The sequence below is a fragment of the Cupriavidus pauculus genome, assembly GCF_022179805.1.
GTDB classification, from domain to species: domain Bacteria; phylum Pseudomonadota; class Gammaproteobacteria; order Burkholderiales; family Burkholderiaceae; genus Cupriavidus; species Cupriavidus pauculus_E.
Genome location: NZ_BPUO01000008.1, coordinates 26,676 through 41,076 on the forward strand (window position 1 = coordinate 26,676; position 14,401 = coordinate 41,076).

Here is a 14,401-nt window from a genome sequence, read left to right on the forward strand (position 1 = left end):
AATGTTCCTGTCCTTGCTCAGCCACTTCGAAAACCGCAGCCAAGGCGCACTTTTCAAGTCATACCGCTCGTTTTAGCGCAAAAGCGAACATAAAACAATACTGCGGTGCGTCATTTGTTTTCGTTTGTGTTTGAACTAGAATGCCGGACATGACGCTTAATCCCCGCCAGACCGCCCTGCTGGAGGAAGTCCGCACCCAGGGCTTCGCCTCGATCGACGAACTCGCGCGCAAGTTCGGCGTAACGCTGCAGACAGTGCGGCGCGACGTGAACCTGCTGGCCGAAAACGGCATGCTGGCCCGGTTTCACGGCGGCGTGCGCATGGAGGGGTCGACCACCGAGAACATCGCCTACCGGCAGCGGCAGGTACTCAATGCCGAAGGCAAGGTGCGTATTGCAAAGGCGGTGGCGGCGGCGGTGCCCGAGGGCTGTTCGCTGATCCTGAACATTGGCACCACGGTGGAAGAGGTGGCGCGCGCGCTGATCCATCATCGCGGCCTGCGCGTGATTACCAACAACCTGCACGTGGCCAATATCCTGGCCGACAACCCGGACTGCGAGGTGATCGTGGCCGGCGGCGTGTTGCGGTCGCGCGATCGCGGCATCATCGGCGAGGCCACAGTGGAATTCATCCGCCAGTTCAAGGTGGATATCGGCCTGATCGGCATCTCGGGCATCGAGACCGACGGCACGCTGCGCGACTACGATTTTCGGGAAGTAAAGGTGGCGCGCACGATCATGGAACACTCGCGCGAGGTATGGCTGGCGGCCGATGCCAGCAAGTTCAACCGGCGGGCCATGGTGGAGCTGGCGCCCCTGAACAGCATCGACCGGCTGTTCACCGACGAGCCGCTACGCGCGCCCTTCCAGACGATGCTGGCGGAAAGCGGAGTGAACTGTGTGGTCGCGGATCAGGCGTGAATGCCTGTCGCTCTGGGTCTTTCTCCCCTCCCCCGCGCGCGGGAGAGGGGAGAAAACCATCGTCGCTTACTTGAAAACGACGGTCTTGTGGCCGTTCACCAGAATACGGTGTTCAGCGTGCCATTTCACCGCGCGCGCTAGGGCCACGCATTCCACGTCGCGGCCCACGGCGGTCAACTGTTCGGGATCCATGCTGTGATCCACGCGTTCGATTTCCTGCTCAATGATCGGGCCTTCGTCCAGGTCGGCCGTCACGTAGTGCGCGGTGGCGCCGATCAGCTTCACGCCCCGGTCATGCGCCTGGTAGTACGGCTTGGCGCCCTTGAAGCTGGGCAGGAACGAGTGGTGGATATTGATGGCGCGGCCCTGCAGCTTGCGGCACAGGTCGTCGGACAGCACCTGCATGTAGCGGGCCAGCACGACGAGGTCGATGTTCTGGTCACGCACCACTTCGAAGACGCGCGCTTCCTGCGCAGCCTTCTGCTCGGCCGACGCATTCATCAGCGGCAGGTGGAAGAACGGCACGTCGTACGATGCGGCGAGCTGGTAGAAGTCGCGATGGTTCGACACGATCGCGGCAATCTCCACCGGCAGGCCGCCGGCCTTGGCGCGGAACAGCAGGTCGTTCAGGCAATGGCCGATCTTCGACACCATGATCATCACGCGCGGCTTCGCGGTGGCGTCGAACATTTCCCACTGCATGCCGAACTGGTCGCCCACAGCCGCGAACGCGCTGCGCAGGTCGGCCAGGCCCGGGCCACCCGGGGCAGCGCTGAAATGCACGCGCATGAAGAAGCGGCCGGTAAACGCATCACCGTACTGGTCGGAATCGACGATATTGCAGTCGTTCTGGAACAGCAGGCCGGACACGGCGTGCACGATGCCCGGCTGATCGGGGCAGGAAAGCGTGAGAATAAATCCGGTGGAGCTCATCTTGGGCAAATCGGGCGAATCGGGGTTGAGCAATCAGTGGCCGTGATGCCGGGCTTTCAGGGCTGGACGGTGGCCCAGCCACGTCGGCGGAGGGCATCCAGCGTCACCAGCGTGGCATCGACGGTCATGGCGCGGCCCGCCATGATAGCAAGCAATGCCTCCGGATCGATGTGGCGATGCTCTGCCACCTCGCCGTCGCGGTTCTGCGGCACGAAGTCCGACGGGAGCAGCAGATCGTATACATATACGTGCTCCCACTGCACCCCCTCGGTGATTTCGCGCAGCACTTCGATCACGCCATGGGCCTCGGCCCGCCCGGCCAACTCGGGCGGAATGCCCGATTCCTCGTCGCATTCGCGCACCAGCGTTTCCAGCGGATCGCTGCCGGCCGGCATGCCGCCGGCGACCAGGTTGTCCCACATGCCGGGGTCCACGGCCTTGGACGGGCTGCGCCGCGAGATCCAAAACGCGCGCTGGCCGGCCACGATGCCGTTCATGTGCGACGCGAACGTCAGCAGCCCCAGGAAGCGCGCCGCCGCCCGCTCGATTACCGCGAATGGCGCCGCATTCAGCGCCGGGGTCACGGCAAACAGTTCGTTGCGCCAGCCACGCACGTGTCCTGCGTCGGCCAGTTGCCGCGCCAGCCGGGCCAGCGCCGCGTTGCGCGCGTCGGCCGTGGTGCAGCCGGGCAGCAGTGCCACGGCGCCCTGCCCGTCCACGGGCGCCAGCACGTCGCCCATGGCCTGGAGGATCTCCGCATGGCGGCGCGGCAGCCATCCCACCTGGACACCATCGACCACTAGCCGCCAATGGGCGGCGGGATCGAACGGGCTGCGCGCGGCAACGCCGGCAGTGACTACGCTGACGATATCGGACATGGGCAATCAAATTTACCGTTACGGATGGACCGCATGACACCCACGCATTCCACGCAAGCGCCGCAGTACGTACTGGCCCTGGACCAGGGTACCAGCAGCTCGCGCGCCATCCTGTTCGATCACGCCGGCAATGTGGTACGGATCGCCCAGCGCGAATTCCGGCAATATTATCCGCATCCGGGGCACGTCGAGCACGACCCCTATGAAATCTGGCAATCGCAGCTGGCCGTGGCCCACGAAGTGCTGGGCGATGCCAACGTCAGCGGCTCGCAGCTACGCGCCATCGGCATCACCAACCAGCGCGAGACCACGGTGCTGTGGGATCGCAAGACCGGTGAGCCCGTGGGCCGCGCACTGGTCTGGCAGGACCGCCGCACCGCGCCGATGTGCGAGGACCTGCAGGCCGCCGGCCATGGCGACACGTTCCAGCAAAAGACCGGCCTGATCATCGACGCCTATTTCTCGGGCACCAAGCTGCGCTGGATGCTGGACCACTACGACGGCGCGCGCGAACGCGCCGAGCGCGGCGAACTGGCGTTCGGCACCGTGGATAGCTGGCTGATCTGGCAACTGACCGATGGCGCGCGCCATGTGACCGACGTGTCCAACGCCTCGCGCACGCTGCTGTTCAACATCCACGACTTCCGCTGGGACGACGAACTGCTGGGCATCCTGGATATCCCGCGCAGCTTGCTGCCGGAGGTGGCACCGTCCAGCGGCGAGGTGGCGCGCACCGCGACCCGACTGTTTGGCGTGGACGTGCCCATCGCAGGCATCGCCGGCGACCAGCAGGCGGCCACGTTCGGCCAGGCCTGCCTGCGCCCCGGCATGGCCAAGAATACCTATGGCACCGGCTGCTTCATCCTGATGAATACGGGCGACAAGCCCGTAACGTCGCAAAACCGGCTGATCACGACCATCGGCTGGCAGATCGGCGGCAACACCCAATACTGCCTGGAAGGTGGCGTGTTCATGGGCGGCGCCACGATCCAGTGGCTGCGCGACGGGCTCAAGCTGATCCACAGCGCCCCCGAGGTGGACCCGCTGGCGCGCCAGTGCGCCGATACCGGCGGCGTGGTGCTGGTGCCGGCGTTTGCCGGCCTGGGCGCGCCGCACTGGGACCCGTTTGCGCGCGGCACGATCGTGGGCATCACGCGCGGCACCGGCGGCCCGCACATCGCCCGCGCGGCGCTGGAATCGATCGCGCTGCAGAGCGTGGACGTGCTGGACGCCATGCAGAAGGACGCCGGCATCTCGCTGGCCGAACTGCGCGTGGACGGCGGCGCATCGCGCAGCGACCTGCTGATGCAGATGCAGGCCGACCTGCTGGGCACGCCGGTCGTGCGCCCGCGCGTGACGGAAACCACCGCGCTGGGCGCGGCCTACCTGGCTGGCCTGGCCACAGGCTACTGGACCGATCCCGAGGAGATCACGGGCCAGTGGCAGGTCGAGCAGCGTTTCGAGCCGAAGCTGTCGGCCGACGAACGCGCCCACCGCATTACCCGCTGGCATCGCGCCGTGGATCGTGCCCGCGACTGGGCCCGTGACGACGCCACTGCCGCACACTGAATCCGATTGCCGAAGACCCCAATGCCAATCTCCGTACCTCCCGTCCAGCCGCCGGCCCGCCCCGCACTACTCGATACGCTGTCGCGCACGGCGCGCTGGGACGTCATCGTCATCGGCGGCGGCGCCACTGGCCTGGGCACCGCGCTCGACGCGGCCGCCCGGGGCTACCGCACCCTGCTGCTCGAAGCCGCCGACTTTGCCAAGGGCACGTCGAGCAAGGCCACCAAGCTCGTGCACGGCGGCGTGCGCTACCTGGCCCAGGGCAATATCAGCCTGGTGCGCGAGGCCCTGCACGAACGCGGCCTGCTGGCCCGCAACGCGCCGCACGTGGTGTGGCCGCTGGGCTTCGTGGTGCCGGCGTACCAGATGTTCGACCAGCCGTTCTACGGTATCGGCCTGAAGGTCTACGACATGCTGGCCGGCGGCCTGAACCTGTCGGGCAGCCGCTGGCTCAACCATCGCGAAACGCTCGAAGCCGCGCCCACGCTGGCCGAGCACGTGGGCGGCCGCCCGCTGCGCGGCGGCAACCTCTACTTCGACGGCCAGTTCGACGATGCGCGGCTGGCCATGGCGCTGATGCGCACGCTGTTCGACGTGGGCGGTACGGCCGTGAACTACATGCGCGTGACCGGCCTGACCCAGCGCAACGGCGTGATCACGGGCGTCACCGCCGAAGATGCGCTCGGCGACGCCAGTTTCCGCCTGTGCGCGGACTGCGTGATCAACGCCACGGGCGTGTGGGTGGATGCGGTACGTCAGATGGAAGACGGCCAGGCCCGCACCATGGTGGCGCCGAGCCAGGGCGTGCACCTGACCATTCCGCGCAGCTTCCTGCCCGGCGACCGCGCCATTCTGATCCCGAAGACCGACGACGGCCGCGTGCTGTTCCTGGTGCCCTGGAACGGCCACGTGATCGTCGGCACCACCGACACGCCGCGCAAGGACCTGCCGCTGGAGCCGCGCGCCACTGGCGACGACGTCGATTTCATCCTGGAAACCGCCGCGCGCTACCTGGCCCGCGATCCCACGCGCGCCGATGTGACCAGCGTCTGGGCGGGGCTGCGCCCCTTGGTGAAGGCCACCGGGGAATCGTCCACGGCGTCGCTGTCGCGCGAGCACACGATCCTGGTTTCGAAGGCCGGCCTGATCACCGTGACCGGCGGCAAGTGGACCACCTACCGCAAGATGGCCGAGGACGTGATCGAGACGGCCATCCAGCGCCAGATGCTGCGCGCGGCGCCCTGCCGCACCGCCGACCTGCCCCTGCACGGCGCCAACGGCCTGAATGGTGCGCAGGCCGACCTGCCGCCCGCCAACTCGGGGTCTCCTGACCGCTACTACGGCGCCGACCTGCCGCTGGTGCGGGCGCTGCCGGGCGCCGACACCATGATCGTGCCGGCATCGGGCCTGACCGAGGCGCATGTCCGCTTCGCGGCCCGCCATGAACTGGCCCGCCGCGTGGAAGACGTGCTGGGCCGCCGCAATCGCGCCCTGTTCCTGGACGCGCGGGCCGCGCTGGCCGGCGCGCCCCGTGTGGCGGAGATCCTGGCCGAGGAACTGGGCCACGACGCGGCATGGCAGGCGGCCGAACTGGCCGACTTCAGCACGCTCGCCAAGGGGTACATGCTCGATTGAGGGACGCGAAAGGCTGGCGCGGTGCGAGACTTCGGCGATAATGCGGGCATTGCATCAGGGAGAACACCATGGACGAGCTTGACGACCTGTCCGATCTGCCGATGCCCCGGTTCATCTGGGGCTTCGCTGTCACCACCGCCAAGGGCGGTGAGATCACGCACGACGAATTCGAGTACCTGACCCACACGCGCAGCCCGCGTTTCACGTGCCGCGTGGTGGAACTCGAAGACATGCCCGCCGACAGCGAGGAGTCGGGCATCGATGGACGCGTCGTCCACTACGACGAGCCGGACCGCCTGTTCTACATCACCGATGCGGGCATGGCGCTGGTGAACTTCCAGATGTTCGACAAGCTGCCCGACAAGGGCAAGCTCAAGAACGTGTGCGATGAAGCCATCGCCAACTGGATGCTCCGGCGCGAATTCCTCGACGACGAGGAAGACGAAGGCTGAAGATAAAGAAAAACGCACCCCCCGGGGTGCGTTTTTCATGGGTCCCGCAGTTTTCGGGGCAATTCCGGGGCAGTCGCGCCCTACGCTTCCACCACGATCAGCCCGGACGCCACGCGTTCGATCTCGCAATAGACCGGCATCGCGTCCAGCGGGCCGGTGCAACCGACACCCGACGCCTGGTCAGCGCTGGCGCCCGGCGGCAGGAACACGAAGGCCATGCCAGGCTGGAAGCCCGGATGCTGGCGCAGGCTTTCGTTGAGGATGTCGAGATACTGCGAACGCGAGAACACCTGCTTGGGCATATCTGGGCTCCGGGTAGTAGTCGGCCGTGCTGCGGAAATCCTAGCATGGCCTCCCGCCGTCCAGTCACCGCATCGTGAGATTGGCGGCGCCCGGCAGACCGGTCAGCCCGCGCCTCGGCGCGCCCTTAGCACTCACCCTTCTTCGCGTGTCCCGGCGGGCAGTGGTAGCCCTTGGGACCCGGCCCGCGATGATCGTCGCGGTGGTCATGATGATCGTGGTAGCGGTCGTAGTCCGGCCCGCGGTTCCAGCGCTCGGGCGCCATGACCCAGCCATTGCTGGCCTGTACCCAGCGCGGTCCCTCGTAGGCATAGCCCGGACGCGCGGTCACCCAGTGGCCCCGCTTCCACGCGTGCTTGTGGCGATGGTCGTCCCAGACCCAGAAGCCGGGCGCCCAAACGTAGCCCGCGCGCGGCGCCGGCACGGCTTCGTAGATCGGGGCCGGTGGCGCCGTGCCAATGCCGATATTGATGTTGACCTGGGCAAAGGCCGTGGCGGACCACAGCAGCGCCGCGCCGGCGGCAGCGCGCAGCAAGGTATGACGATTCAAGTTGACCCTCTCTTGTGTCTGGTATGTCTGGACAGCAGTGTACCCACCGCCCCGGCAGTGTGATGTAACGGTGTGCTACAGGAGAGGACCGGGGCAGCGCCGCCGGACTCAGTGGTCGGCGGCCATCGCCTTCAGTTCGGCGTCGCCGGCCACGCGGGCGGCGTCAGAGGTCGTAAAGGTATCGTCCGACACAATGGTGCGCCGGATCTGCTGCGCGCCGAAATCCACCAGCGCAATCACCCAGACATAGCGCCCGGCCTGGGGCGCCGTTTGTACAAAAGCCTTCAGCTGCGATCTGGTTTCACTCGTCATGATGTTTCTCCGTTCGACTCAACAGGACAAGGCGCTGGCAGGCACGCATTGGCAGGAACTCTAGCACATCCAACCCACCCGTTCGGCTGGCCTAGGACATTCGGTGCGGATGCGGGCGCAAGCGTTTGTCGCTACAGTTTTTCCAGAACCTGCCGACACTTCGATGGAGTCTTCCGCACACCCGATCCATCGGTCCGCCAGCCACTTCGCCCGCCCAATTGCCGCGCCCAGCGATACGCCCACTCCGTCTCCGCGCCGTGCGCCGCCGTGCACGCCGGTTCCTGCCGGCGGTGCTGGCGTTGCTGGCGGTCGTGCCGCTTGCGGTGCTGCTCTCCGTGTCTTTTTCGATACCCGCGCAGGCATCGACGCCCGCCTCGGCGGGGGCCGCCTCCTCGCCGCTGCCGCCGTCCGCTCCGGCGTCCGCGCCGGCCGCCGCGCCCGTATCGCGGCCGGACGCCGTCGCCCGGGTGGTCATGAGCCTGCTCAGCTATGCGCGCTGGCCCAGTGAGCGCGAGACGGTGCGCCTGTGCGTGGACAGTTCGGCGCGCTACGCGGGCAAGCTGATGGAAGGCGGCACATTGTCCACGGGGCGGCTTGTGGAGGCCCGCCGGGCCGACATCGGGTCGGCTTCGCTGGCATCCGACTGCGATGCCCTGTACCTGGGCGCGATCAACGACGCCCGCCGGCGCACGCTGACCGCGTCCCTGGTCGGCAAACCCGTGCTGGTGATTACCGAGGAGGATTTCGAGTGTGAGGGCGGCAGCATGTTCTGCCTGAGCATCCGCGAGCATCAGGTGTCGTTCCGGATCAATCTCGATGCCATCGCACGCAGCGGCATCCACGTCCATCCTGGCGTGCTGCAACTGGGACGCCGCAAGGCGTCGGCGCCATGAACCTGCCCGGCCGCCGTCGCCCCCATCCACCCGCACCTACGCGCCCGACGCTGTTCGGTGCGCTGCGCCGCATCCATCTTGGCGTGGCACTGATCGCGGTGTTCACTGCCGGCATTTCGTTGACATTCCTGGGCCTGACCGCGCTGCGCGCCTATGCCGACCACAACCTGCGGCTGGTGGCGCGCTCCATCGCCTATACGGTGGAAGCACCGGTGGTGTTCCGCGACGAAGCGGCCGCGGCGGACACCCTGTCTGCCATCGCCGCCGCCGAAGACGTGGCCGCCGTCACGGTTTTCGACCGCGAGCACCATCAGATGGCGGCGTGGCAACGCCCCGGCCAGGACCGCTTTCCGGAGCTGCGCGCGCTGGCCGGCGACTTGCTGACGTCCGGCCCGGTGGAGCAGCCGATCATCCATGAATCGCAGCAGGTGGGCAGCGTGCGCGTGGCGGGCGACCCCATCGCCCTGCTCCACTTCCTGCTGCAGGGCGCGCTGGGGCTGATGGCCTGCCTGCTACTGACGGCCGTGGGCGCGCACTACATGTCGTCGCGGATGCTGGCCAACATTGTCGATCCGTTGCGCAACCTGATGCGCGTGGCCCATGCCGTGCGATCCGAACGCGCGTTCGGGCAGCGCATGCCCCCGGCCCGCATCGAGGAACTCAACGCGCTGTCCGAGGACTTCAACGTCCTGCTGGACGAACTGGAGGCGTGGCAGAAGCAGCTACAGCACGAGAACCGTTCGCTGGCGCACCGCGCCACGCACGACAGCCTGACAGGATTGCTCAATCGCGCCGCATTTACCGAGGCGCTTGACCTGGCCGTGCGCGCTGCCGCGGCCCGCAACCAGTACGCCGCCGTGCTCTATCTAGACAGTGACGATTTCAAGGGTATCAACGACCGCCACGGCCACGCCGCCGGCGACGCCGTGCTGATCGGCATCGCCGACCGCATCCGTGGCTGCCTGCGCGACACCGACTGCGTGGCCCGCCTGGGCGGCGACGAGTTCGCCGTGCTGATTGCCGCGCTGCGCCAGCCCGAGGATGCCGTGCACATCGCCGAAGACATTCTCGACGCCATGAACCAGCCCGTGGGGCTTCCCGATGGCGACTCGATCGTCGCGCCGCTCAGTATCGGCGTCGCCGTGTATCCGCTGCACGCCCGCAATGGCACGGCCCTGCTGCATGCGGCCGACGCCGCCATGTACGGCGCCAAGCGCCAGTCCGGCGCCACCTGGCGCAGTGCCGAGGCCGCTCCACCGGAATCCCACGCATAAAGGCCGCGCCATGCCGCCGCTCGACGCCACCCGCCGCCGGCATCTGCGCCACCTCGCAGCGGCCAGTCTGGGGGCGGCGCTGGCGAGTCTGCTGGCCCTGACCGGCTGCGCCAGCGCACCTCCGCCGGGCAAGCTCACGCCCGAGCAGGTGGCCGTGCTGCAAAGCCAGGGCTTCTCGCTGACCGACCTGGGCTGGGAACTGGGCTTGCCGGACAAGGTGCTGTTTGGCTTCGACGAGGACACGATCACGCCCGAACGACAGGCAGCGCTGCTGCGCATCGGCCGGCTGCTTCACGGCGCGGGTATCGACTCCCTCCGCATCGACGGCCATACCGACGACGCCGGCACCCTCGAATACAACCAGCAACTGTCCGTGCGGCGCGCCGAGGCCGTGGCCCGCGTGCTGGCCACCTGCGGTTTTCCGCGCGACCACATGCAGGTGCGCGGCCTGGGCAAGACCCACCCGATCGCGGACAACAGCACCGCCGCCGGACGCGCCGAAAACCGTCGCGTGGCGATCATCGTGTCGGTCGACTAGCAAACGTCCGTGACAACTCGCACCACCATAACCGAAGAAACACTCTAATTTCCTGCTCCGTTTACCAGCGATCCGTGCCGGATAAGACGCAGGCGCCTGCCCGCCACCGGGAGTGGGGTTGACGCCGTTGCAATTTCTACAAAAAACCGGGCAAACCCTGCCCGTCGGCGGTAGGGATCAGCCGTACACTCCCGGGGGCGCGCAAAGTGGGGCAAGGGGAGCTTGCCGGCCAGCGCGTAACGAATTCCCAAAATAACGAGAAAGTCAGAAAGCATGCGTACCCAGGCGCTGGAACAGGCGATCGATGCCGTGGTCGCTGTCAACGCGCGCAACCAGGTCACCCTGTTCAACGCCGCCGCAGAGGCGTTGTGGGGCATCCACCGCTCGGCCGTGCTTGGGCAATGCGCCAGCACGCTGGCGCTGGGCTCGCTCACCGCGCCAGCCGGCGACGGGACCGACACCTCACGCCCCATCGCCATCCACCGGTCCGACGGCACGGTGCGCCATGTTTCTATCCATCGCGCAGCCTTTGCCCCGCTCGAAGGCGATGCCGCCTCGTCGGTGCAATTTGCCGCGTTCGTGGGCGACCATCACGACGGGCGCGGCGAAACGTTGAGCCCGGCCGGCCTGCGCATGCTTTCCCTGTGCCTGGACCACGCCGAGAACCCGGTCATGATCACCGACGGGCGGGGCATCATCTGCCACGTCAACGGCGGCTTTGCACGCCTGCTCGGCTATGCCCGGCATCAGGCCGTGGGCCGGCTGTGGCACGAACTGCTGAAACCACTCAACGCGCGCGCCGACATGATCGGCGCCCTGCTGGCGCCGCTGGCGCAGGGCCGGCCGCTGCAGCACGAATCGCTGGTGGCCGACAAGGCCGGCCAGCCGCGCTGGCTGTCGATCGCCGTGAGCCCGATCATGGGTACGGTGCCACCGGCCAGCATGGTCAACACGGTCAGCGTGCTGACCGACATCACTGCCACCAAGGTGCGCGAATCGATCCAGCACCGCACGCTGGAGGCGCTGGCCCGCGACCTGCCCACCCGCGAAATCATGGCCGACCTGTGCCGCCGCGTGGAGCGCATGGCGCCCGGCGCCACCGCGTCCGTGATGCGCGTGGCCGACGGCCGTCTGAAGCTGGTGGCGATGCCGTCAGCCGACCCGGCTTCCGTGGCCGCCTTCGACAACCTGCCGATCGGCCTGCAATCGGGCTCCTGCGGGGCGGCGGCATTCCTGGGCAAGCCCGTGGCCGTGGGCGATATCTCGCGCGATCCGCGCTGGGAAACGCTGCGCGACGACGCGCAGGCCGCCGGGCTGGCCGCAAGCTGGTCCACCCCGGTGCGGGCCGCCGACGGCCGCGTGCTGGGCACGTTCGGGCTGTGCTTCACGGAATCGCGCCTGCCGGACGCCTTCCACGAAAACCTCGTGGCCGTGGCGGCAGACCTGTGCGCGCTGGCGTTGTCGCGCGACCAGGCGCAGGAACGCATCCACCGGCTGGCCTATTACGATGCGCTGACAGGCCTGCCCAATCGCCAGCTGCTGCTGGCACGCGCCGACGATGCCGTGGCCCGCGCCAATGCCGACGGCTCGCCGCTGGCGCTCGTGTTCATCGACCTGAACGACTTCAAGCGCGTCAACGACATCCAGGGGCATGTGGCCGGCGACCGGTTCCTGGTCGAGGTGGCCACGCGCCTGCAACAGATGTCGCACACCCGCCATGCCGATGCGCTGGTGGGACGCCTGTCTGGCGACGAATTCGCCGTGCTGCTGCCTGACCACACCCGCGAAGACGCGATCGCCGCCGCGCACGACCTGCTGCAGGCGCTCGACGCTCCGGTCAACATCGGGCACGGATTGAGCCTGGCGCCATCGGCCAGCATCGGCATCAGCCTGCTGACCGACCAGGCGCGCGACCGCGAAACGCTGCTGCACCACGCCGACCTGGCCGTCTACCAGGCCAAGCGCCAGCGCACGCAGGACCAGGCCAACCAGATCTGCCTGTACGACGCGGCGCTGGCCCGCCGCCTTGGCGACCGGCGCACGCTGGAGGCCGAGTTGCGCGAAGCCATCGGCGAGGGCCGGCTGCGCATGCACTACCAGCCGCAGGTGCACCTGGCCACGGGCACGCTATGGGCCGTGGAAGCGCTTGCACGCTGGCCGCATCCGCGCCGGGGCGACGTATCGCCGTCGGTCTTCGTGCCGCTGGCCGAGGAATCGGGATTGATCGTCGCGCTGGGCTACTGGGCCGTGCGCGAAGCGTGCAGCCAGCTCGCGCAATGGCGCCGCGCGGGTGCCGAAGTGCCGGCGGTATCGGTCAATCTGTCGCCGATCTGCATCCGCGACCCGGGTCTGCCCGACGTCGTGGCGCACGCGCTGAACGCCAACGGCCTGCCGCCCGGCGCGCTGACTATCGAAATAACGGAAGGTGTGTTCCTGGAGCAGACGACCGAGGCGGAAACCACCATCGGCGCCTTGCGCAAGCTGGGCGTGCGTCTGTCCATCGACGATTTTGGAACGGGATTTTCGAGCCTGAGCCAGCTCACGCGCCTGCCAGTGGAAGAAATCAAGCTGGACCGCAGCTTCCTGGTGGATCTGGAAACCAGCGAAGCCACGCGTACGCTGGTGGAGGCCGTGATCCGCATCGGCCGCGCGCGCGAACTCACGGTGGTGGCCGAGGGCGTGACCAGCGCCTACCAGCGCCAGTTCCTGTTCGACCAGGGCTGCCATGTGGGACAGGGTTTCTTCTTTGCCCAGCCGCTGCCGGCCAAGGGCATCGAAGGCTGGCAGCCCCAGACCGCGTGGCCCGGGGTGCCGTCCTGACGCTTCAGTCGCCGAACGGGTTCGGAACCGTACTGGCCGGATCGTCGTCGAGATCGAATTCGTCGCGCACTTCGTCCACCACCACGCGGATGGCGGCCTCGAAGCCGCGCGCATTGCCAAAGCGTGCCATGTCCCAGTTGCGCCCTCGCACATCGCGTTCGTGGGGCTCAGGGTCCGGCACCCGGACATGGGTACCGTCGTCCGCGATCTCGTCGATGTTCTGAATCCGCCGGCTCACCTCTTCCTTGATGACACGCCGGCTGCGCGCGCGCTTGGCCATGAGCAGCCTCCTATCGGTGGTTCCACCGCAGCGGCCATGCTAGCACGCGTGCCCGGCACCGGGCACGCATGTGATTACAACGCCGATTTTGCCGCCTGGTAGGCCGCGTAGAGGCGCTGGAACACCGGGCCCGGCTGTCCGTTGCCCACGGTCTTGTCGTCGATCTTCACCACCGGCAGCAGCTCCTTGCTGGCCGAGGAAATCATCACCTCATCGGCCGCGAACACCTCGTCGCGTGCGATCTGGCGGGCCTCGAACGGGATGTCCAGCGCGGCGCACAGCTCTTCCATCAGGCCGTAGCGGATGCCTTCGAGGATCAGGTTGTCCTTGGGCGGCGCGGACACGCGACCCTGCTTCACCACCCAGACGTTCGACGCCGACGCCTCGGTCAGCATGCCGTCACGGAACTGGATGGCTTCGGTCACGCCGGCTTCGGCCGCCACCTGGGCCGCCAGCACGTTGCCCAGCAGCGACGTGGACTTGATCTGGCAGTTCAGCCAACGCCGGTCTTCCATCGTCACGCAGGCCACACCCTGGGTCACCGACGCCGCCGGCGGCAGGGCCATCGGGTTGGTCATGATCAGCACGGTGGGCGTGACTTCCTTGGGGAACGCATGGGCGCGCTTGGCCACGCCGCGCGTGACCTGCATGTAGATCATCTGGTCGGCCAGGCCGTTGGCCTGCACCACGCGGTCGATCTGCGCCAGCCATTCCGCTTCCGTATGGGGGTTGGGAATGCCGATGGCGGCCAGGCTGCGCGCCAGGCGTGCCATGTGTTGAGCGCCGCGGAACGGCTTGCCGTTGTAGAGCGGAATGACTTCGTAGATCCCGTCACCAAAGATGAAACCCCGATCGAGCACGGGAATGCGGGCTTCGGACAACGGGAGCAGCTCCCCGTTCAGCAGGACGACGGCTTCGGACATGGCAATTTCTCTTTGGAGGAAAGACGGTTCCGGCATTCTTCCACATGCCGCGCACTGCCTTTATGCAAATTCGGCATGCCGTCCTACACGTGGCGAATCACGCATTGGAAAGATGCAAGAAAAA

15 protein-coding genes are annotated in these 14,401 nt (G+C 67.5%); 8 read left to right on the plus strand and 7 right to left on the minus strand.

The features are described from left to right. Positions 1 to 149 precede the first annotated feature (149 nt). Positions 150 to 920 (plus strand): DeoR/GlpR family DNA-binding transcription regulator, encoded by a 771-nt coding sequence (locus MFF62_RS17610; RefSeq protein WP_238264424.1) that lies wholly within the window; start codon positions 150 to 152, stop codon positions 918 to 920. Positions 921 to 986: 66 nt separating this feature from the next. Here MFF62_RS17610 and purU read toward each other — a convergent pair whose 3' ends face one another. Both purU and MFF62_RS17620 read right to left on the minus strand, forming a co-directional pair. Continuing rightward, positions 987 to 1,853, minus strand: coding sequence for a formyltetrahydrofolate deformylase (purU, locus tag MFF62_RS17615; protein ID WP_238264425.1), 867 nt, complete (start codon positions 1,851 to 1,853; stop codon positions 987 to 989). Between the two features lie 56 nt (positions 1,854 to 1,909). Then, on the minus strand, positions 1,910 to 2,731 hold the full coding sequence (locus MFF62_RS17620) for an NUDIX hydrolase (RefSeq protein WP_238264426.1): 822 nt from the start codon (positions 2,729 to 2,731) through the stop codon (positions 1,910 to 1,912). 33 nt (positions 2,732 to 2,764) lie between these two features. On the opposite strand from MFF62_RS17620, the gene glpK reads away from it, so the two are divergent. The 3 genes from glpK (at position 2,765) to MFF62_RS17635 (ending at position 6,387) form a co-directional block, all read left to right on the plus strand. Next, complete coding sequence (glpK, locus tag MFF62_RS17625; protein WP_238264427.1) at positions 2,765 to 4,300, plus strand: glycerol kinase GlpK; 1,536 nt, start codon at positions 2,765 to 2,767, stop codon at positions 4,298 to 4,300. 21 nt (positions 4,301 to 4,321) lie between these two features. After that, positions 4,322 to 5,935 (plus strand): glycerol-3-phosphate dehydrogenase/oxidase, encoded by a 1,614-nt coding sequence (locus tag MFF62_RS17630; RefSeq protein WP_238264428.1) that lies wholly within the window; start codon positions 4,322 to 4,324, stop codon positions 5,933 to 5,935. 68 nt (positions 5,936 to 6,003) lie between these two features. Beyond that, positions 6,004 to 6,387, plus strand: coding sequence for a hypothetical protein (locus MFF62_RS17635; protein ID WP_238264429.1), 384 nt, complete (start codon positions 6,004 to 6,006; stop codon positions 6,385 to 6,387). A gap of 80 nt (positions 6,388 to 6,467) precedes the next feature. Here the strand turns inward: MFF62_RS17635 and MFF62_RS17640 are convergent, their stop codons facing one another. The 3 genes from MFF62_RS17640 to MFF62_RS17650 all read right to left on the minus strand — a co-directional run bounded on the left by MFF62_RS17640 (position 6,468) and on the right by MFF62_RS17650 (position 7,549). Beyond that, positions 6,468 to 6,689, minus strand: coding sequence for a hypothetical protein (locus MFF62_RS17640; RefSeq protein ID WP_238264430.1), 222 nt, complete (start codon positions 6,687 to 6,689; stop codon positions 6,468 to 6,470). Positions 6,690 to 6,814: 125 nt separating this feature from the next. Continuing rightward, on the minus strand, positions 6,815 to 7,237 hold the full coding sequence (locus MFF62_RS17645) for a hypothetical protein (RefSeq protein WP_238264431.1): 423 nt from the start codon (positions 7,235 to 7,237) through the stop codon (positions 6,815 to 6,817). A gap of 108 nt (positions 7,238 to 7,345) precedes the next feature. Beyond that, positions 7,346 to 7,549 carry a hypothetical protein gene (locus MFF62_RS17650; protein ID WP_238264432.1) on the minus strand — a complete coding sequence of 68 codons (204 nt, stop codon included), beginning with the start codon at positions 7,547 to 7,549 and terminating at the stop codon, positions 7,346 to 7,348. A gap of 335 nt (positions 7,550 to 7,884) precedes the next feature. On the opposite strand from MFF62_RS17650, the gene yfiR reads away from it, so the two are divergent. The 4 genes from yfiR (at position 7,885) to MFF62_RS17670 (ending at position 13,074) form a co-directional block, all read left to right on the plus strand. Then, entirely contained in the window at positions 7,885 to 8,442 is a 558-nt protein-coding gene (gene yfiR / locus MFF62_RS17655) for a regulatory sequestration protein YfiR (protein ID WP_404990780.1), read from the plus strand. Next, positions 8,439 to 9,716 (plus strand): diguanylate cyclase DgcN/YfiN, encoded by a 1,278-nt coding sequence (gene dgcN / locus MFF62_RS17660; protein WP_238264433.1) that lies wholly within the window; start codon positions 8,439 to 8,441, stop codon positions 9,714 to 9,716. The genes yfiR and dgcN overlap by 4 nt, the downstream gene beginning before the upstream one ends. A 10-nt stretch (positions 9,717 to 9,726) precedes the next feature. After that, positions 9,727 to 10,254 (plus strand): outer membrane lipoprotein YfiB, encoded by a 528-nt coding sequence (yfiB, locus tag MFF62_RS17665; RefSeq protein WP_238264434.1) that lies wholly within the window; start codon positions 9,727 to 9,729, stop codon positions 10,252 to 10,254. 273 nt (positions 10,255 to 10,527) lie between these two features. Continuing rightward, positions 10,528 to 13,074 (plus strand): EAL domain-containing protein, encoded by a 2,547-nt coding sequence (locus tag MFF62_RS17670; RefSeq protein ID WP_238264435.1) that lies wholly within the window; start codon positions 10,528 to 10,530, stop codon positions 13,072 to 13,074. A gap of 4 nt (positions 13,075 to 13,078) precedes the next feature. Here the strand turns inward: MFF62_RS17670 and MFF62_RS17675 are convergent, their stop codons facing one another. Next, entirely contained in the window at positions 13,079 to 13,354 is a 276-nt protein-coding gene (locus tag MFF62_RS17675) for a hypothetical protein (protein WP_238264436.1), read from the minus strand. A 74-nt stretch (positions 13,355 to 13,428) separates the two neighbouring features. Then, positions 13,429 to 14,277, minus strand: coding sequence for a D-amino acid aminotransferase (locus MFF62_RS17680; protein ID WP_238264437.1), 849 nt, complete (start codon positions 14,275 to 14,277; stop codon positions 13,429 to 13,431). Between the last annotated feature and the right edge of the window lie 124 nt (positions 14,278 to 14,401).